The sequence below is a fragment of the Paraburkholderia xenovorans genome, from assembly GCF_046030735.1.
GTDB classification, from domain to species: domain Bacteria; phylum Pseudomonadota; class Gammaproteobacteria; order Burkholderiales; family Burkholderiaceae; genus Paraburkholderia; species Paraburkholderia xenovorans_A.
This window is the reverse complement of record NZ_JAQQBV010000013.1, coordinates 1-18,677: the sequence shown is the minus strand read 5'-3', so window position 1 is coordinate 18,677 and position 18,677 is coordinate 1. Positions and strand designations below refer to the sequence as shown.

Here is an 18,677-nt window from a genome sequence, read left to right as displayed (position 1 = left end):
AAAAGTTGAACAGACGCGGCGGCGCGCTACGGCCTGAATCCTTTCACACCGCGCTCCACGGGGCGGGTTGACCCCACCCCGTGAGACCCTCAACCTCAGTGAGTCAACACGATCGACGACGCAACCGCCCGCTGCGTCGGATTCGCCGGTGCGCTGTCGGACGGGTGGCCCACGTCCGAGCCGTTCACGATCAACGCGCTCGATCCGCCGCCGTCGAGATTGATTGCCTTGGTCGCGCCGAGCCATTGCATGATGTTCGCCGTCTCCTGGATCGATGTGCCTATCGCAAGGCCGGGTTGCCGGCCGTCGGTTTCGACCAGCAAAATCGTGCCGTCGGCGGCCGTGCCGATCATCGTGCGGGGATTGCGCGCCATGAACCAGCCCCAATACCAGCTAGCGGTTCGGTCGATGCTGCCGAACGTCGGGGAAAAGCCTTCCGCGACAGCCGATTGCTGAACGGTTGCAGCAGGCAACAGCGTCGGTCCGGCGGCGGCCAGCGACATGCCCGCGGCGAGCGAAACGGGTGCTCCGTTCGACTGAACATTCTGCGCGACCGTCAGGACCGTACCCACCGTGGCGTTCTGCTGGAGCCAACTCGCGCTCGTGCCGAGGCCTTGCAACACGTAGCCGCCGGGCGGAGGCGGCGCGCCCAGCACCGTACTTCCCGACACCACCGTGCCGCTGCCGTTGACGAGCACCTCATAGGTCGAGCCCGAGTAATTGGGGTCCACCGAGGTGGACGACGTCAGGCCGCCGTTGAAGTTGCCGTCGTACATCACCAGGTCGTTGTAGTTGGTGCACGTATAGTCGAGCGCCGGGCCGACATTGGGCGACGCGCCCGGGCTTCCGCAACTGAATATCTGCCCGAGAATCGAACTGTTCTGAGCGTAGATCGGCGTACTTGCGCCTTGCGCGTTGGTCACCGTCGCTGAGGTCGATACGTTCGGCAGGAACGATATCGACGGCGAACCGTTGGTTTGCGTGAACGACACCCCCGGCTGCCCGTTGACGGCCATCCCCTCGAGCTTGCCATTCGAGACGATGGCACTCGCCGTGCCTTTCAATTCGGTGCCGGCTGCATTCGCGTTGGTGGACCAGAAGCCCGCGTTGATCGCCGCAATGCCGCCGAGTCGCGCGGCCGTCGCCTGAGGCGTTTCGCCGCCCACGCCCAGGATACCGCCGACACCGGCTTCGTTGCCTCCGGCGATCACGTTCTGCAGATTGCCCTTGAAGCCCGGCGAAATCGCGATGACGTTCACGAGCCACGGGCCGGTCGAGGTCGCGTTGCCGTCGAGCCCGGTATTGCGGACCGTGGGTTTATAGGCATTGCTGGTCTGCTGAGCGATGGTCGTCGCGACAGCCTGGGCGGCCGCCTGCGTTGCATATTGGCCAATCGACACATTGAAGCCGAGCGGCGACCCGTCCGGGCCTGTACCGGCCGAGTCGTAGCGGACCTGATAACCTGCCGCCGTCATCGCCGCGACCGCGGTCGCCGCGGCTGCCTGCGTCTTCGCGAGCTGGACTGTGACCGTCCAGAAATCGGTACTGGCCGTCTGGCCGCGAGTGATCTGATAGTACGTGACGCCCGGACTCACCTGAGTGGTCGTGCGTGCTTCCTGTAACCCCGACGGCCCGAGCGGTATCTCCGCCGCCGGTAATTGCCACGCGGCAACGGCAGACTGACCGGCGTTGCTGGAGACCGTGTTGTTGCCGCATCCGAGCAACAGAACCGACACAGCCGCAGCGACCGCCACGCTCGCAACGGTTTTCCGCACAATGGGCCACGGCGATGGGATAAGGTTCCTTGACGATTTCGTTCGATTCATATTTCAGATTCCTAACTAAACTGGTTTTAAAGTTTTATGTGAATCGACACTGCTGCCATATCAGGAACGCAAACCCATACCCGGCAAGGACCTCAAGCGGCGTATGTCGTTAGTTTGCAAAGCCCCGGATGATAAGTCCTCTAAATGAAGTCTACGTGTCAGACACCGTGACGCGCGTTGCCGCAGAAAAGCCGCCGCAACGCGCTTCGCTCCTCGCGACCTAGAACTTATGCCGCAACGCCACCCGCACCGCGACCTGATTGCCCGTCGACGAAGGGGCCTGCACACCGGGAATAAATGCGTCGTCGAGAATCGACTGGGTCTTGTCGCCCGCCACCTTCTGATATTCGCCTTGCACGTACACGTCCGTGCGCTTCGACAGGTTGTAATCCGCCATCAATCCGACCGAATGAATCTTCGGCTTCACGCTGCCGGTCGACGCATCGTAGTTCTCCATCGTGTACACATACTGCGCGCCGATAAAGAACGCGGGCGTGAACTGGTATTTACCGTTCAATTCGAAGTTCTGGTACTTCAGCGTATTCAACGTGACGCCAGCCGCCGCCAGCGGAATGCCGATGTAGCCATTGCCGGTCGGATTTTTGTAGTTCGAGTTCGTGTACGCGAAGCCCGCGGTGGCCGAACCGAACGTGTAGTTGATCCCGCCGCCGAACACGCGCATGCGGCCGGCGATGAAACTCGCGTCGTTCGCAGTGATCGCGCCGGTGGAGCCCACGCCGGGGTTGTCCGCCTGCATGTACGCGGCCGCGATCAGCAGGCCGCCGTTCGCATATTGGCCGCCGAAGCTATACGCACGGTTGTTCGCGAAGTTCGTGTCGTTGCTGAAGCTGTACACGCCGCCGAACTGGAAGCCCGCGAATTCCGGGCTCGCGTACTTCACGCTATTGCCGAGGCGGAACGAGTTGTCGGTGTTGTCGTTGTCGTACGGGTGGGCGAACAGATAGCCGGCCCAATTGCCGTTGGCCGTGGTCTGCGCGAGGTAGTCGACCACGGAGTCGTACTGGCGGCCGAGCGTGACCGTGCCGAAACGTTCGCTACTCAGACCCACATAGGCCTGGCGCCCGAACATGCGGCCGCCCTGGCCGAGCCGCCCGGAACTCACGTCGAAGCCGTTTTCCAACTGGAACACCGCTTTCATGGCGCCGCCAAGATCTTCCGATCCCTTCAGACCCCAGCGGCTGCCTTGCGCATAGCCGCTCGCCATTTCCCAGACCGCGCCGCGCCCGGCGTTGTTGGTGTAGTCGATCCCTTCGTCGAGGACGCCGTACAGCGTCACGCTGCTTTGCGCGAATGCGGACGACGACGAGACGGCGAAGGAAGCCAGTGCGCTGAGCGCGGCGGCGGCGAGGACATGCTTTTTCATTGAAGACTCCAGACGTTGGTAATGAGCGGCCCGCCTGTTTTCGACAGGCTTTGGGAAAGACCGCTGCTTTTTGGCAAAGCCCGGATTCTGCTATTCGGCAACGAAAACGCGTATGAGGCACATCCCTGGATAAACGTGAGTTTTTCGAATCTTTGTCGCGCGAATTATTCGCTTGTGGCCCGCGGTGACGCGGAGAAAAATTCCGCTCATGCAGCTTCGGCATGAAAGTCATAGCCGAACGCCATGCACCCCGTGCACGACGCCATTCAGGAGACGACCATGCGACTCGATCGTAATTTTGCCAACGGCCGCTTTATCGACGCGGCAAGCGACGAGCGCATCGCCGTCACCAATCCCGCCAACGGCACCGTCATTGCCCACGTGACGGGCGCGAGCGCGGCTGAAGCTGCCGCTGCGGTCGACGCGGCCGCCGTCGCGCAGAAAGCATGGCGAAAGCTGCCGTCGGCCGAGCGCGCGGCTTACATGCAGAAGCTCGCCGATGCGCTGACCGACTGTGCGCCCGCAATCGGCGCGGCGTTGGCGCTGGAGTCGGGCAAGAGCGTCGACGACGCCACCAACGAAGCCATCTACGCCGGCCAGATCACGCGCTATCACGCCGAATGGGCACGCCGCATCGAAGGCGAGGTGATTCCGAGCGACACGCCCGACGAAAACCTCGTGCTGCACCGTGAGCCGATCGGCGTGGTCGCGTGCCTGATTCCGTTCAACTATCCGGTCTACACGTTCATGCGCAAGGTGGCGCCCGCGCTGATCGCCGGCAATACCGTGGTGGTGCGGCCGAGCAACAACACGCCGACTTCCGCCTTCGAAATCGCGAAAGCGGTCGAGAAAGCCGGTTTGCCCGCGGGCGTCGTGAACATTCTCGCGATGAATCACGCGACAGCCGAAGCGCTCTGCACACACCCGAAGGTCGCCATGATCACGTTGACGGGCAGCGTCGGCGCGGGGCGCAAAGTACTCGACTACTGCAAGGCGAATATCGCCAAACCGTCGCTGGAACTGGGCGGCAAGACGCCTGCGATCATCGAGGCGGATGCCGATCTCGAGAAAGCGGCGCGCGATCTGGTCGCGTCCAAAACCACGCATTGCGGGCAACTGTGCACGGCGATCGAACGCGTGTACGTGCAGGAAAGCGTGCATGACCGCTTCGTCGCGCTGCTCAGGAAGCACATGAGCGCGGTGGAGATCGGCGATCGCAGCGAACAGCCTTCGCTGATGGGACCGCTTGTGAACGAAGCGTCGCGCCAGTCGATTCACGCGATGGTCGAGCGCGCGGTAGCCGCCGGCGCCACGCTCGAAACCGGTGGCAAAGTGCCGGCGGGCAAGGGCTTCTTCTATCCGCCCACGTTACTGACGAACTGCCGTCAGGACATGGAGATCATTCAGGAAGAAACGTTTGGTCCGATCATGCCGGTGGTCAAATACCGCACGCTCGACGAAGCACTGGAGATGGCCAACGATCACCAGTTCGGTTTGTCGTCGGTACTTTATACGGAGAACTACCGAGGCGCGATGAAGATCGCCAACGGCATCGAAGCGGGCGAGTTGTACGTGAACCGTACGCCGGCCGACCCGTATCAAGGTTTTCACGCCGGCTGGAAGCGTTCCGGCCTCGGCGGCGACGACGGCAAGCACGGCATGCTCGAATTCACGCAGACCCGTCTCGTCGTCATGAAGTACTGAAGCAGTAATGAAGAAGCACTGAAGCATTACCGAAGCAATACCGCGCGCCGGGCAATTCAAACCCGCTGCGCGCGGCTTTCCTGAAACCGCAAGACCAGACCGCAGCCAACGCTGCATATCCATAACAAAACATATTGGAGACCCGGCAATCCGCTGGATTGCCGATGCGTCTCTGAGGAGCGCTCACGTGTCATCGCAACCCGTTCAACCCGATGCATCGCTCGCGTTAAGCGAAGCAGCCGCGCTGCAAAGCAGCAAGACCCAGCGCTATATCCAGCTCATGTTGCTGGTGGTGGCCGCCGGCGCGATTTATCCGATTCTGTATCTGCGGCAGGTCTATCAGCCGACGATGCTGGAAGTGTTTCACATCACCGATAGTCAACTCGGTTATCTGTATTCATCGCTCGGCACGATTTTTCTGCTGAGCTATCTGCCGAGCGGCTGGCTCGCCGACCGCATCGCGCCGCGTCTTTTGATCTGCTTTTCGCTGATCGCAACCGGCGCGCTCGGTTTGCTGTATTCGACCGCGCCGTCGTTTCAGGTGCTGATGCTGATTTTCGGCGGCTGGGGTTTGTCCACGGGTCTGACGTTCTGGGCCGCCGTGATCAAACGCGTGACGATGATTGCCGGCACGCACGAGCAGGGCCGCTTCTTCGGTTTGCTCGACGGCGGCCGTGGGCTGATCGAAGCGATGCTCGCGACGATCGCGATCACACTGTTCGCATGGTTCACGCAGACGAAGGGCGAGCCGCTCGCGGCGGGTTTCAAGCTCGTGGTCTACATGTACGCGTTTTTGTGCATCGCGCTCGGCGTGCTGCTCGCGCTGGTCAAAGACCCGCAAGGCGCTGAAGACGCCGCCGCGAATCGCGCCGCGCGCAAACGCAGCAACGTGCTGGTCGATCTGAAAACGCTCGCGGCGATTCCCGAGTTGTGGCTGGTCGCCGCAATCGTGTTCTGCGGCTATCAGGTGTTCTGGGCCACCTACAGTTTCTCCGCGTATCTGCATGAAGGCGAGATCGGCTTGACAGTGGTGATGGCCGGCACGATCACCACGCTCAAACTGTGGATGCGGCCGATCGGCGGCATTGGCGGCGGTTTTCTCGGCGACCGTTATTCGAAGGTGTCGGTGCTGGTGATCGCGCTCTTTCTCGCCGCGCTGTCGCTGCTCGGCCTGCTCGCGGCGCCGCGTATTTCGAGCCACGTGCTGCTGGTGTTCCTCGTGCTGTTCATCGGCATTCTGACTTACGCGATTCGCGGGCTGTACTGGTCGTTGCTGGATCGCTGCAATATCCCGGTCGAAACGATGGGCCTCGCGATCGGTCTGATCTCGGTGATCGGTTATTCGCCGGACGTGTTCCTGCCGCTGATCAACGGCTATCTGACGCAGAACTTCCCGGGCGTCGCGGGTTATCAGATGTACTTCGGCTATGTGGCCGGAATGGCGGCGCTCGGCGGCTTCGCCGGCCTTGCGCTGAGAAACATGCTTAAAAGGAAAGGGGTTGCGTAAATGAAAGTTGTCTCGCTCGAAACGCATATCGTCGCCGTACCGCCGCCGCATCTGGGCGGCATGTACTGGATCTTCGTCAAGCTGAAGACGGATTGCGGTATCGAGGGCGTCGGCGAAATCTATTCGGCGACGTTCCATCCGAACGCGATGACCCACATCATCGACGATGTATTCAGCCGTTATCTGCTCGATCGCGACCCGCACCATATCGAGCGATTGTGGCGCGAAGCGTATTCGAGCGGTTTCACGCAGCGCCCCGATCTGACGATGATGGGTGTGGTGAGCGGTCTGGAAATGGCGTGTTGGGACATCATCGGCAAGGCGGCGAACAAACCGGTGTACGAGTTGCTCGGCGGGATGGTGAACCAGCGTCTGCGTTCGTACACGTATCTGTATCCGAAGAACAGCCGCGGCGAATACGACTACGACGATCCGGATCTCGCGGCCGAATGCGCGCTCGAAAACGTGAAGCGCGGCTTTACCGCGGTGAAGTTCGATCCGGCCGGCCCGTATACCGCTTACTCGGGTCATCAACTGTCGATGGAAGTACTCGACCGTTGCGAGACGTTCTGCCGTCGCGTGCGTGAAGCGGTGGGCAGCAAGGCCGATCTGTTGTTCGGCACGCATGGGCAGATGGTGCCGTCTTCCGCGATCCGTCTTGCGAAACGCCTCGAAAAATACGATCCGCTGTGGTTCGAAGAGCCGGTGCCGCCGGGCCAGGAAGGCGCGATGGCGCAGGTCGCGCAGCACACCAGCATTCCGATCGCTGCGGGTGAGCGTCTGACCACCAAGTACGAGTTTTTCAAGCTGCTCGAAGCGGGCGCGGCGTCGATTCTGCAATTGAACGTGGCGCGCGTGGGCGGCTTGCTGGAGGCGAAGAAAGTCGCGGCGATCGCCGAGGTCTATTACGCGCAGATCGCGCCGCATCTGTACAACGGGCCGGTCGGCGCGGCAGCGAGCATTCAGCTCGCCGCATGCACGCCGAACTTCCTGATTCAGGAAAGCATCGGCACGTGGGACGGTTTCCACGCGGCCGTGCTGAAGAAGCCGATTCAATGGGAAGACGGCTACATCATTCCGTCGTCGGAACCGGGTTTGGGCATCGAGCTGAACATGGACGTCGTCACGCAGCACACGCCGTACACCGGCGAGCGTCTGCATCTGCAAATGGCTTCTCAACCCGCCGACGTGAAAGATCTCGCGCCGGCCAGGGGTTGAACAGGTTTTCCGCATTCATTGCGTATTCACTGGATCGAGCGCCTGCGGGCGACATAAAGCATGAATTACGATTACATCATCGTCGGCGCGGGGTCGGCGGGCTGCATCCTCGCGAATCGTCTGTCGGCATCGGGCCAGCATTCGGTGCTGCTGCTCGAAGCGGGCGGCAAGGACAGTTCGTTCTGGTTCAGGATTCCGGTGGGTTTCACCAAGACGTACTACAACGAAACCTACAACTGGATGTACTACAGCGAGCCGGAAAAGGAACTCGACAACCGGCCGATCTACTGCCCGCGCGGCAAGGTGCAGGGCGGTTCCGGCTCGATCAACGCAATGATCTATGTGCGCGGCCAGCCGCACGATTTCGACGACTGGGCGGCGGCGGGCAACAAGGGCTGGGCGTTTCGCGACGTGCTGCCGTATTTCCGCAAGCTCGAATCGCATCCGCTCGGCAACACCGAGTATCACGGCGCGGACGGCCCGATCCGCATCTCGCCGATGAAAGACGCGGTGCATCCGATCTGTCACGTGTTCCTGAAAGGCTGCGATCAAGCCGGGTACAAACGCAGCGACGACTTCAACGGCGCGCAGTTCGAAGGCGCCGGGATCTACGACGTGAACACGCGTAACGGTCAGCGTTCTTCGAGCAGCTTCGAGTATCTGCATCCGGTGCTGAACCGCGCGAACCTGACGGTCGAGCGCGACGTGCTGGTCAGCCGCGTGCTGTTCGACGGCAATCAGCGCGCGATCGGCGTGAGCGTTCAGCAGAACGGTGCCACGCGTCAATTCATGGCGACCCGCGAGGTGATTCTGGCGGCGGGCGCGGTGGATACGCCCAAGCTGCTGCAACTCTCCGGTGTGGGCGATAGTGCGTTGCTCGCGAAACATCGCATCGCGCTCGTGAAGGAACTGCCGGCGGTCGGGCAGAATCTGCAAGACCATCTGTGCGTGAGTTTCTACTATCGGGCGAATATCCGGACATTGAACGACGAGATGCGTCCGTTGCTCGGCAAGCTCAAGCTCGGTTTGCAGTATCTGTTCACACGCAAGGGGCCGCTTGCCATGAGCGTGAATCAGTCAGGCGGCTTTTTCAGGGGGCGCGACGACGAAGCACAACCGAATCTGCAGTTGTACTTCAATCCGCTGTCGTACCGGATTCCGAAGAGCAATAAGGCGAACCTGGAACCCGAACCGTATTCGGGCTTTCTGCTGGCATTCAATCCATGCCGTCCGACGAGCCGCGGTTCGATCGAGATTGCGTCGAACCGGGTGGAAGACGCCGCGAAAATCCGCATCAACGCGCTGACCACCGAGAAAGATATCGACGAAGTGATTCAGGGCTGCGAACTGGTGCGCGAGGTGATGTCGGCGCCTGCGCTGAAGGAGATCACGGTCGAGGAAATCTCGCCGGGGCCGCAGGTGAATACGCGCGAAGGCTTTTTGCAGTACTTCCGCGAGCAGTCCGGCTCGATCTATCACCTGTGCGGCTCGTGCGCGATGGGCGACGATCCGAGCACGTCGGTGGTCGACGCGCGCTTGCGCGTGCATGGGCTCTCGGCGCTGCGTGTGGTCGACGCGTCGATCTTTCCGAACATCACGTCCGGTAACATCAATGCGCCGACGATGATGGTCGCGGAAAAGGGCGCCGATATGATTCTCGAAGACGCCGCCGCTGACACCGAGTCCAGGTTTGAGACCGAGGAGTTCGCTGCCGCTGTCTGAAGCGTGGTGGCTGGGCGCCTGTCTGGGCTCTCAGCCTTCTTCACCGAACTGCACCGGTGCCGACGAATCGACTGCCCGCCCGGTCAGCCAGATTTCCTGCTGCAGCCAGTCGCGAAATAGTGCGACGTGCGGCGCCTCGTCCTGTTCCTCGCGTGTGACGAGCCAGTAAGACTGGTGGCCGTCGACGTGCACATTGAGCACCTGCACCAGTTGCCCGTCGGCCAACTCGCGCCCAATCATGTGCCGATCGGCAATGGTCACGCCGAGGCCGTCGATCGCGGCGCGGATCGCGTGATCGAGCAGATCGAACTCATAGCCGCCGCGCGTATCGACATTATCGATGCCGGCCGCTTTCAACCAGTGCTGCCACGTCAGATAGCGCTGATCGGCGCTTGCCAGCACATGCAGCAGTGTGAACTGATTCAGGTCGATGTCCGCGCGGCCCGTTTGGCGGGTGAGCAACGCGGGCGCACAAACAGCGATGTGCCGCTCGTTCATCAGCAGACGATTGTCGAAGCCTTCCCACTCGCCGTTGCCGAAACGGATCGCGCAATCGAGCACGCTGGATTCGGCGAGGTCGTCGTCGACGCGCGTGGACAGGCTCAGTTCGAGATGCGGATGCGCGTCGCGCAGACGCCCGAGGCGCGGCATCAGCCAGCGGCTGGTGAAGGTGGGCGGCGCATTGATACGCAAGCGATTGCGGTGGGTCTTGTCCTGCAGGCCGCGCACGGTGAGTTCGATCCGGTCGAACGATTGCTGCAGCGCTTGCAGCAGCACGCGGCCGGCCGCCGAGAGTTCGAGGTGGTGATGGTGGCGCTGCAACAGCGTCTCGCCGAGTTGCGCTTCGAGCTGACGAACCTGGCGGCTGACCGCGCTTTGCGTGACGTTCAGCAGTTCGGCCGCGCGCGTGAAACTGCCCGTGCGGCCAGCGACCTCGAAGGCTTTGAGCGCATTCAGCGCGGGCATTTTGCGTTTCAAGATGGTCGACCGGGAAGTGGCGCGCGGCTAGCGCGAATCCCCGGTATTTTACTGGTTCGGCTATGTGGCGCGAATGCATACAACGCGACGCGCCGCGACAGGCGACACCGCAGATCTCAATCCGCCACGCGCTTATCGGCAAGCGCGTTCTGACAATCCGCGAGAACCTGTTTCACCAGCCGTGCTTGCGGGTCCAGTTCGTCGGTATCGAGAATTTCCTCGACGGCGTCGCGCGCCCATTCCGTATCGACGAAACTCGCGTGCCGCCGCGCGATTTCCACTGCCATAGCAGTCAGTTTGGCGACGCTCAGCCAGTCCGCTTCGCGCATCCGGCGGTCGAGCCATTTATGCGCGGCCTGCACATGGAAGGTCGCGTCGGGCCATTCCTCATTCAGGTAATAAGCGCCCAGGCTTCCGCAGGTGAGCCAGCACAACAACTCGAGGCGGTCACGGGGACTCAGATGGTGGCGTACATCACTCATAGCGACGCTCGCTGCTGAAGATTGCGTTCGGGTGTGAACGGCGGGCGGCCGTTCTCCGCTCCGGTTAAACAATATCACGCGATATTCAGCAGCGGCAATTCCTGACACGCCTGAGTCCCGGCCGCAACCGGAACTCCACGCCGGCGCGCCGTCCGGGCGAGTCCAACCTAGCGTGTGGCGACCACGAAGAGCCGCGGAAACGGCAGCAACACGGTACCGTCAGCCAGAGCCGGATACGCGCGCGCCACCGCGTCCCGATAGCGTTGCAGGAAGGCGGCCTGCTCGGTTTCGTCGAGTTTGGCGAGAAACGGCCGCAGCGCACTGCCTTTGAACCACTCCACGACCGCATCCGCGCCGCCGGCGAGCGGGTGGTGGTAGACGGTGCGCCACACGTCGACCTGTGCGCACAGCGGCGCGAGCAGCCCGTAATACCAGTCGGCGCCGTGGCGCGCGGTGCGTGCCGCGCCCTTGAGTTTGTGCGCCCATGCCGCGTCGGCGGCGATTTCGCGCATCAGGCAATGCGACGGTTCGTCGAGGTTGTCGGGCATCTGCACGGCGAGGCTGCCGCCGGGCGCGAGTTTTTTCACGAGCGACGGCACCAGTTCTTCGTGATTCGGCACCCATTGCAGCACGGCGTTCCCGAGAATCAAGTCGTATGGCTGCGCGGCGTTCCATGTCGACAGATCGGCAACGTCGAACTGGAATTGCGGCAGACGTCGGCGGGCCGCTTCGATCATGTCGGGCGAACTGTCGAAGCCGCTGACCGCGGCGCCCGGAAATTGCGCCGCGAGCGTTTCGGTCGAGTTGCCGGGGCCGCAGCCGATGTCCACCGCGAACCGCACGTCGGTTGTCGGCACCGCCGCGAGCAGATCCCGAACCGGGCGAGTGCGTTCGTTTTCGAACTTCACATATTGCTTCGCCTGCCAGTCGGTCGATGATGTCATCTCATGCTCCTTCTTTTCTGATTGTGGGGGACGGTTTCTGTGCTGAACCGATGCACCCATTCTGTACGCCGCCCGAGGCGGAGTAAAATGAATTTATTCTTCCGATTCCTTCATTTTTCTAATGAAAATCGACACACTCGGCGTACAGGCTTTTGTCGCGATCGCGGATCGCGGCAGCTTCCAGAGCGCGGCGGATTCGTTGCATGTCACGCAAACGGCGATCACGCAGCGTCTGCGCAAACTCGAAACGTATCTCGGTGTCACGCTGATCGAGCGAACCACGCGTTCGATGGCGCTCACCGAAATCGGCCTTAGTTTTCTGCCGCAGGCGCGGCGTCTGCTCGGCGAACTGGCCGACGCGCTCGTCGAAATCCGCGAGACCGGGGTGGCGCGGCGCGGCGACGTGTCGATCGCGTGCGTCCCGACGGTGGGCGTGCAGTACCTGCCGCGGATTTTGCAGGCCTATTCCGCGCATTATCCGCACAACCGCATCAGGATTCTCGATCACGCGTCGTCCGCGGTGGAGGCGGCGGTGTTGCGGCGGGAGGTGGAATTCGGCATCAACATCGCCGGAGATCGTCATCCCGAACTGGACAGCGTGCCGCTCACCGAAGACCGTTACGTATTGATCTGCCATCAGGATCATCCATTGGCGAAGCGGCGGCGCATCGCGTGGCAGCAACTGCAATCCTATCCGCTGATTTTTGCCGGCGAGGTGAGCGGCAATCGCGTATTGCTCGACGTCGCACTCGAAACAAGCGGACTCGCGTTGCGCTCCTTCTATGAAGTGCAGCGTAGTTCGACCGCGGTGGGTCTCGTCGCGCAAGGGGTGGGCGCGGCGGTGGTGCCGGCGCTCGCGTTGCAGAAGGGCGCGTATCCGACGGTGCGCACGATCGAACTCACGCAACCGGTGGTGTCGCGCACGCTGGTGCTGGTCGCGCGCAAGACGGCGCAGTTGTCGCCGGCGGCGCAGGCGCTTTACGACATGATCCGCGAACAGGCTACGCTCAGAACCTGACGTGGAGGTCCCATCCGCGCTTGCGTGTGGTTCTGAACGCACTGTCGTGCGGCTCCACGCCGTATCAACGTTGGCGTTTATGCAAAATCCGTCGAACGCGACAACGTCTCCCACGCGTCGATCTCAACGCCGAGCGCGGCGAGCTTCGCTTTCACCAACTCCAGCGCGTCGCTGCCGAGCAGCAGATGCACGGGCGGATTGCCGGCCTCGACGATCTTCAGCAGCGCCTGCGCCGCCTTGTCCGGATCGCCGGCCTGTTTGCCGCTTTTGGCTTCGCGCGCCGCGCGGATCGGGTCGAAGAGCGTGTCGTAGTCGGCGATGCTGCGGCCCGCGCGGACCATCGAACGGCCCGCCCAATCGGTGCGAAACGAGCCGGGCGCCACGGCCGTGACCTTGATGCCGAAGCCCGCGAGCTCTTTCGACAACGTCTCGGAGATGCCTTCCAGCGCGAACTTGCTGCCGCAGTAGTAGGCGATGCCCGGCATCGTGATGAAGCCGCCCATCGACGTGATGTTGACGATGTGCCCCGTGCGGCGCTCGCGCATCGACGGCAGCACCGCTTTGATCATGGCCACCGCGCCGAACACGTTGACGTCGAATTGACGGCGCATGTCGTCGAGCGGCGACTCCTCGAGCGTGCCTTCGTGGCCGTAGCCCGCGTTGTTGACCAGCACGTCGACGGGTCCGGTCTTCGCGATGATCGCGGCGACGGCCGGCGTGAGCGCGGCGAAGTCCGTGACGTCGAGAACCAGCGCGTGGGCCCGCGCATCGTCCAGCGCTTCGAATTCGTGTCGCGCCGCATCGTTGCGCACGGTGCCGATCACGGTATGGCCCGCATCGAGCGCGGCGCGTGCGAACGCGCGGCCGAAGCCGGAACTGACGCCGGTAATCAGAAAATTTTTGCTCATGATGTGTCGCTCCTCGGGATGGTCGGTTGCTGGACGGCTTGTACATAAGCGCGTCCGACAGGAGTCATGGTAGGAGCGATGATCCGGCGCGCGAATGCCGGTTCGTCTGCGGTGATTGCCTAATCCTATGAATGCGTGGATTTTGTCGTGTGACGGTGGCACAGTGCAGTCTGGCCAATGAACGTTAACGGTCCCCCAATGACGCGAATTCACACCGACCCCAGCGCGCGGCGGCGCATAGTGAGCTTGCTCAAAACGCTGGCCCCGGTGGAAGGCTACAACCTCACCGCATTGCCCGACGTGCGCTTTCTGCGCTCGAACCGGCCGCTGGGCCGCACGCCGGTGCTGTACGACCCGGGGATCGTGATCGTGTGTCAGGGAAGGAAGCGCGGCTTCCTCGGCGACACGGTGTACGTCTACGACGCGCAGCACTATCTGGCCGTTTCCGTGCCGGTGCCGTTTTCTATGGAAACCGAAGCGAGCGAGGCCGAGCCTTTGCTCGCGATCTATTTCCGGCTCGATTTCAACGTGGCTGCCGATCTGATGTTGCAGATCGACGAACACGCCGGTAGTGCGCCGGCCGCGCCGCGCGGGATGATGTCGACGCCGCTCGACGCGCGGCTCGGCGGGTCCGTGTTGCGTTTTCTCGAAGCGATGAGCGTGCCGCTCGAAGCCGGGCTGCTCGGTCCTGCGCTCGTACGCGAGATCTACTTTCACGTGCTGACCGGCGAGCAGGGCGGCTCGATGCGCGCGGCGCTCACCGCGCAGGGGCAGTTTGCGAGAATCGCGCGGGTCATCCGCAAGATCCACGCGTGTTATCGCGAACCGCTCGACGTCGAACAACTCGCGCTGGAAGCGAATATGAGCTTGCCGTCGTTCCATTCGCATTTCAAGTCGGTCACGCAGACTTCGCCGATGCAATATCTGAAGTCGACGCGGCTTCACCAGGCGCGTCTGCTGATGGTCCGAAACGAAGTGACCGCGGCGGTAGCCTGCGTGCAGGTCGGGTATGAGAGCGCGTCGCAATTCAGCCGCGAATTCAGGCGGCTATTCGGACGCACGCCGGTCGAGGAAGCAGAGCGCATGCGCAGAAGCTTCGCCGTGCCGCCGCCCGCGCCGGATTCGATCTTTGTTGCGTCGCATTGAGGCGCATTGACTCGCGTTGAGTTGCATTGTGCAGGCGCCGGCGTCATCGCGAACTGGCCCACCCCGACGCGTGCAAACTGTCCCTGTCCATCGGAGAACGCGTTCGATACGCTACGTTTCGAGCCTGACCGTGCGTTCATTTTAGCGGCGATCCCATGCTACACATCCTCGGCAAGATCACTTCCATCAACGTGCGCAAAGTCCTGTGGACCTGCGCCGAACTCGGGCTGCCGTTCGAGCAGCAGGACTGGGGATCGGGCTTCAGATCGACCGACGTGCCGGAGTTTCTCGCGCTCAATCCCAACGCGATGGTGCCCGTGATCCGCGACGGCGACTTCGTGCTGTGGGAGTCCAATTCGATCATTCGCTATCTGGCGGGGCGCTACGACGATACTGAGCGTCTTTATCCGCGCGATCCGGTCGCACGGGCGAAATGCGATCAATGGATTGACTGGCAGGCAAGCGAGTTGAACCGTTCGTGGAGCTATGCGTTTCTCGCGCTGGTGCGGCAATCGCCCGCGCATCAGGACCCTCAGGCGATTGCGCAATCGGCCGCGAACTGGTCGCGTCACATGGCGATGATCGAACGTCAGCTGGACAAGACCGGCGGCTTCATCGCGGACCGGGATTTTTCGCTCGCCGATATTCCGATTGCGCTATCGATCAACCGTTGGCTCGAAACGCCGTTCGAGCACGAGGATTTTCCGGCGGTGGCCGCGTATATGGAACGCCTTGCCGCGCGCGAAGGCTATCGCCAGTATTGCCGCAACGGCACGCCATGAGCGGCATGCGTGTGAAATTACAAATTGCCTCGCGTCATGCTTACGAATTTATGGGTGCATCGGCTTCTGCGCATCGCGCCGCGACTCGCCTACAATGGCCGCTTTCGCGACACCGATTGAAGGTTTGACGATGCGGGTATTACGACTTGCGCTGACTTTGCTGGCAGCCTGTTTCACTTTGAACGCACACGCGGAGATGACGGCCGCGCAATACAAACAATGGGCGCACGCCGACAATAACTCGATCTACGCGGCCTACATCACCGGCGCGATCAACGAACTGGGTTGGGTGAACGGCGACCTCGTATCGAAGAAGCGTCCGCAACTGTTCTGCCCGCCGAAGGATCTCGCGATCGGCAATCAGAATGTCTATCCGTTGCTCGATCAGTTTTTCACCAACCATCCGGGCATTTCCGACGACTTCCCGGTCGGCCTCGCGATTCTGCGTACGCTTCAGGCTGCGTTTCCTTGCTGAGATGGGGGACGCCGTGTAGCGCGGAACGCCGGGTTTTGCCGGCGGTTCTGCTGAAACGCGCCGGTTGATTTAGCCGGGCGCGTTTCTCCGTTTCCCCTCACGCGGCTTCGCGTTCATCGTTGCGTCCGTAAGCGTTCAGCACGCCCGGCAGAATCTCGACGATCTCGAAGAAGCGATCCCAGAACGGTGTATCGCGCAACGCTTCGACAACCTGTTGATAAGCGCGATGGCTCGTGGCTTCCCACATCCAGATATCCGTCACGCGCGCCGAATAGAACTCGATATCGTAGAAACGCGTCGCGACCTCGTCGGCATGGGCTTCGAGGACCGGCTCCACGTGTTCGCGCAGCATGCGAAAGCGTTCGTCGGCGGGAAGGCCGAGCCACGCGGGCGTCGACTTGACGAGCATGAAGACGGTCAGGACGGGCTCTTTCACGGATGAGGTCATGAGTTCGATTCCAGTTGGATGCTGAGTGGTTGAGGTGTGTCGCGCGAACAGGGTTAGAATACGAGCGATCGCTCACATTTGAAACTCGCGTTTCGACCATGCCCAAAGCCACTGCCGCACAACGTCTGAAGCCCCGTAAACAGCCGCTGCAACGGCGCTCGGTGCAAACCGTCGAGGCCGTGCTGGAGGCCGCCGCTCGCATTCTGGAGACCCACGGACTCGCCGGATACACGACCAACGCGGTCGCGGAGCGCGCGGGCGTCAGCATCGGCTCGCTGTATCAATACTTTCCTAATCGCGATGCGTTGACAGTCGCACTGGTCGAGCGCGAAACCGCGCAATTGACCGCGGATATGCAAGCGGCGAGGCTGCTGGACGGTTCACGCGAGGTCGTGCAGGCGATGGTGCGCGCGTCGGTTGCGCATCAGATGCGCAGGCCGGTGCTGGCGCGGCTGATCGATATCGAAGAACGCAGATTGCCGCTTGGCGAGCGTAATGAGCGGGTGGTCGAGATGATTCACGCGGTGCTTCTGGAAGCGCTGAGCGTCAAAGCCGAGGCGCCGGATTTACCGGATGCGGATCTGGTCGCGCGGGATCTGCTCGCGATCGTGCGCGGCATGGTCGACGATGCGGGCGAGCGGGGCGAACAGGACGCCGCGGCGCTGGAAGTGCGGGTGATGCGCGCCGTGGATGGATATGTGGCGCAGTCGAGGCGCGAGCGGGATAAGAAGGGCGGTGCCTGATACAGGCGGGCGGGGCACGAACGGCCCCGCCGCGTGATCAGGCGTTACGGCAGACTTAAAGCTGCACGAGATTCGGAATCTGCACGTCCGGATTCGTATCGGCTTCGTAATCCACGCCGGCGATTTCAAAGCCGAAGAGCCGCAGGAAGTCGGTCTTGTAGCCGGTGAAGTCGGTGAGTTCGTAGATGTTGTCGTTGGTGACCTGATTCCAGAGTTGCTGGACGCGTTGCTGGACTTCGGGGTCGAGTTCCTTGTAGTCGGCGCGCAGGCGGCCTTCTTCGTCGACGTGGGGCGCCGAGCCGTAGAGGCTGTCCTTGTACAGACCGTAGACCTGTTCGATGCAGCCTTCGTGCGTGCCTTTTTCCTTCATGACCTTGAAGAGCAGCGACAGGTAGAGCGGCATCATCGGGATGGCGGAGCTGGCTTGCGTGACGACGGCTTTCAGCACCGAGACGCGCGCATCGCCGCCTTGGGCGGCGAGTTTTTCGCGGATGCCGAGCACTTTCTGGTCGAGGTCTTTCTTGGCTGCGCCGATCGAGCCGTTCCAGTAGATGTCGTGGGTGATCTTTTCGCCGAGGTACGTGAAGGCGGTGGTTTTCGCGCCTTCGGCGAGCACGCCGGCGTCCAGCAGCGCGTCGATCCACATTTGCCAGTCTTCGCCGCCCATCACGGCGACCGTGTGATCGATTTCGGCTTGCGTGGCCGGTTCGAGGACGGTTTCCTTGACGACTTCCTTGTCGGTGTCGATGCCGCGCAGGTTGACGGCTTTGCCGATCGGCTTGAGCGTGGACGTGAAGACTTCGCCGGTTTTCGGATGCGTGCGTTTGGGGGCGGCGAGGCTGTAGACGACGAGGTCGACCTGGCCGAGATCGCGTTTGATGATTTCGATGGTGCGTTGTTTGACTTCGTCGGAGAAGGCGTCGCCGTTGATGCTGGTGGCGTACAGGCCTTGCTGCGTGGCGAATTTCTCGAAGGCGGCGGTGTTGTACCAGCCTGCGGTGCCGGCTTTGGTTTCGCTGCCGGCGCGTTCGAAGAAGACGCCGAGGGTGGCCGCGTCCGAGCCGAACGCGGCGCTGATGCGGGCGGCGAGGCCGTAGCCGGTGGATGCGCCGATCACGAGCACCTTCTTGGGGCCGTTGGCGATGGGGCCGCGTGCCTTGACGTAGTCGATCTGTTCCTTGACGTTGGCTTCGCAGCCGGTCGGATGAGTAGAAACGCAGATGAAGCCACGCACGCGCGGTTTGATGATCATGAAGGACCTCTTGACGGAATTGTGGGCATTATAAATTGGTTCGGGGGGTGGCCTGCCCGGCGGGGTTTCGTTTCGTTCTGGTTCTGGTTTTGTTTCTGTTTCTGGTTCTGGTTTGCCTACGGCGTTTGCGGGTTTCCTCA

17 protein-coding genes are annotated in these 18,677 nt (G+C 62.1%); 9 read left to right on the top strand and 8 right to left on the bottom strand.

Annotation, left to right across the window (positions count from 1 at the left end):
* Positions 1 to 95: 95 nt before the first annotated feature.
* Positions 96 to 1,775, bottom strand: coding sequence for a phosphodiester glycosidase family protein (locus tag PQQ51_RS14615; protein WP_408497496.1), 1,680 nt, complete (start codon positions 1,773 to 1,775; stop codon positions 96 to 98).
* 271 nt (positions 1,776 to 2,046) lie between these two features.
* A complete protein-coding gene (locus PQQ51_RS14610) occupies positions 2,047 to 3,210 on the bottom strand; it encodes a porin (protein ID WP_408497495.1) in 1,164 nt (387 codons plus the stop codon).
* A 279-nt stretch (positions 3,211 to 3,489) separates the two neighbouring features.
* Here PQQ51_RS14610 and aldA point away from each other — a divergent pair, with 279 nt between their 5' ends.
* From aldA to PQQ51_RS14590, 4 genes are all read left to right on the top strand, one after another.
* Positions 3,490 to 4,914 carry an aldehyde dehydrogenase gene (aldA, locus tag PQQ51_RS14605; protein WP_408497494.1) on the top strand — a complete coding sequence of 475 codons (1,425 nt, stop codon included), beginning with the start codon at positions 3,490 to 3,492 and terminating at the stop codon, positions 4,912 to 4,914.
* Between the two features lie 187 nt (positions 4,915 to 5,101).
* Positions 5,102 to 6,421: an MFS transporter gene (locus tag PQQ51_RS14600; RefSeq protein ID WP_408497493.1), complete on the top strand. Its 1,320-nt coding sequence runs from the start codon at positions 5,102 to 5,104 to the stop codon at positions 6,419 to 6,421.
* Positions 6,422 to 7,639 carry a mandelate racemase/muconate lactonizing enzyme family protein gene (locus PQQ51_RS14595; protein ID WP_408497492.1) on the top strand — a complete coding sequence of 406 codons (1,218 nt, stop codon included), beginning with the start codon at positions 6,422 to 6,424 and terminating at the stop codon, positions 7,637 to 7,639.
* A 60-nt stretch (positions 7,640 to 7,699) separates the two neighbouring features.
* Entirely contained in the window at positions 7,700 to 9,361 is a 1,662-nt protein-coding gene (locus PQQ51_RS14590) for a GMC family oxidoreductase (RefSeq protein WP_408497491.1), read from the top strand.
* 30 nt (positions 9,362 to 9,391) lie between these two features.
* On the opposite strand, the gene PQQ51_RS14585 is transcribed toward PQQ51_RS14590, so the two are convergent.
* The 3 genes from PQQ51_RS14585 to tam all read right to left on the bottom strand — a co-directional run bounded on the left by PQQ51_RS14585 (position 9,392) and on the right by tam (position 11,765).
* Positions 9,392 to 10,327, bottom strand: a complete 936-nt coding sequence (locus PQQ51_RS14585; RefSeq protein ID WP_408497490.1) for a LysR substrate-binding domain-containing protein — start codon at positions 10,325 to 10,327, stop codon at positions 9,392 to 9,394.
* Positions 10,328 to 10,455: 128 nt separating this feature from the next.
* Complete coding sequence (locus tag PQQ51_RS14580; protein WP_408497489.1) at positions 10,456 to 10,821, bottom strand: hypothetical protein; 366 nt, start codon at positions 10,819 to 10,821, stop codon at positions 10,456 to 10,458.
* A gap of 167 nt (positions 10,822 to 10,988) precedes the next feature.
* Complete coding sequence (gene tam, locus PQQ51_RS14575) at positions 10,989 to 11,765, bottom strand: trans-aconitate 2-methyltransferase (RefSeq protein WP_408497488.1); 777 nt, start codon at positions 11,763 to 11,765, stop codon at positions 10,989 to 10,991.
* A 121-nt stretch (positions 11,766 to 11,886) separates the two neighbouring features.
* On the opposite strand from tam, the gene PQQ51_RS14570 reads away from it, so the two are divergent.
* Positions 11,887 to 12,783, top strand: coding sequence for a LysR family transcriptional regulator (locus PQQ51_RS14570; protein WP_408497487.1), 897 nt, complete (start codon positions 11,887 to 11,889; stop codon positions 12,781 to 12,783).
* A gap of 77 nt (positions 12,784 to 12,860) precedes the next feature.
* Here the strand turns inward: PQQ51_RS14570 and PQQ51_RS14565 are convergent, their stop codons facing one another.
* A complete protein-coding gene (locus PQQ51_RS14565) occupies positions 12,861 to 13,691 on the bottom strand; it encodes an oxidoreductase (RefSeq protein WP_408497486.1) in 831 nt (276 codons plus the stop codon).
* Between the two features lie 198 nt (positions 13,692 to 13,889).
* Between PQQ51_RS14565 and PQQ51_RS14560 the strand changes: the two genes are divergently transcribed.
* From PQQ51_RS14560 to PQQ51_RS14550, 3 genes are all read left to right on the top strand, one after another.
* Positions 13,890 to 14,837: an AraC family transcriptional regulator gene (locus PQQ51_RS14560; protein ID WP_408497485.1), complete on the top strand. Its 948-nt coding sequence runs from the start codon at positions 13,890 to 13,892 to the stop codon at positions 14,835 to 14,837.
* A gap of 155 nt (positions 14,838 to 14,992) precedes the next feature.
* Positions 14,993 to 15,619, top strand: a complete 627-nt coding sequence (locus PQQ51_RS14555) for a glutathione S-transferase family protein (RefSeq protein ID WP_408497484.1) — start codon at positions 14,993 to 14,995, stop codon at positions 15,617 to 15,619.
* A 130-nt stretch (positions 15,620 to 15,749) separates the two neighbouring features.
* The gene (locus PQQ51_RS14550) at positions 15,750 to 16,094 is read left to right on the top strand and encodes a hypothetical protein (RefSeq protein ID WP_408497483.1); all 345 of its coding nucleotides are present in this window, start codon (positions 15,750 to 15,752) and stop codon (positions 16,092 to 16,094) included.
* Between the two features lie 97 nt (positions 16,095 to 16,191).
* Here PQQ51_RS14550 and PQQ51_RS14545 read toward each other — a convergent pair whose 3' ends face one another.
* Entirely contained in the window at positions 16,192 to 16,542 is a 351-nt protein-coding gene (locus PQQ51_RS14545; RefSeq protein ID WP_408497482.1) for a darcynin family protein, read from the bottom strand.
* Positions 16,543 to 16,640: 98 nt separating this feature from the next.
* Here PQQ51_RS14545 and PQQ51_RS14540 point away from each other — a divergent pair, with 98 nt between their 5' ends.
* The gene (locus tag PQQ51_RS14540) at positions 16,641 to 17,285 is read left to right on the top strand and encodes a TetR/AcrR family transcriptional regulator (RefSeq protein ID WP_408497481.1); all 645 of its coding nucleotides are present in this window, start codon (positions 16,641 to 16,643) and stop codon (positions 17,283 to 17,285) included.
* Positions 17,286 to 17,340: 55 nt separating this feature from the next.
* Here PQQ51_RS14540 and fabV read toward each other — a convergent pair whose 3' ends face one another.
* A complete protein-coding gene (gene fabV, locus PQQ51_RS14535; RefSeq protein WP_408497480.1) occupies positions 17,341 to 18,537 on the bottom strand; it encodes an enoyl-ACP reductase FabV in 1,197 nt (398 codons plus the stop codon).
* Between the last annotated feature and the right edge of the window lie 140 nt (positions 18,538 to 18,677).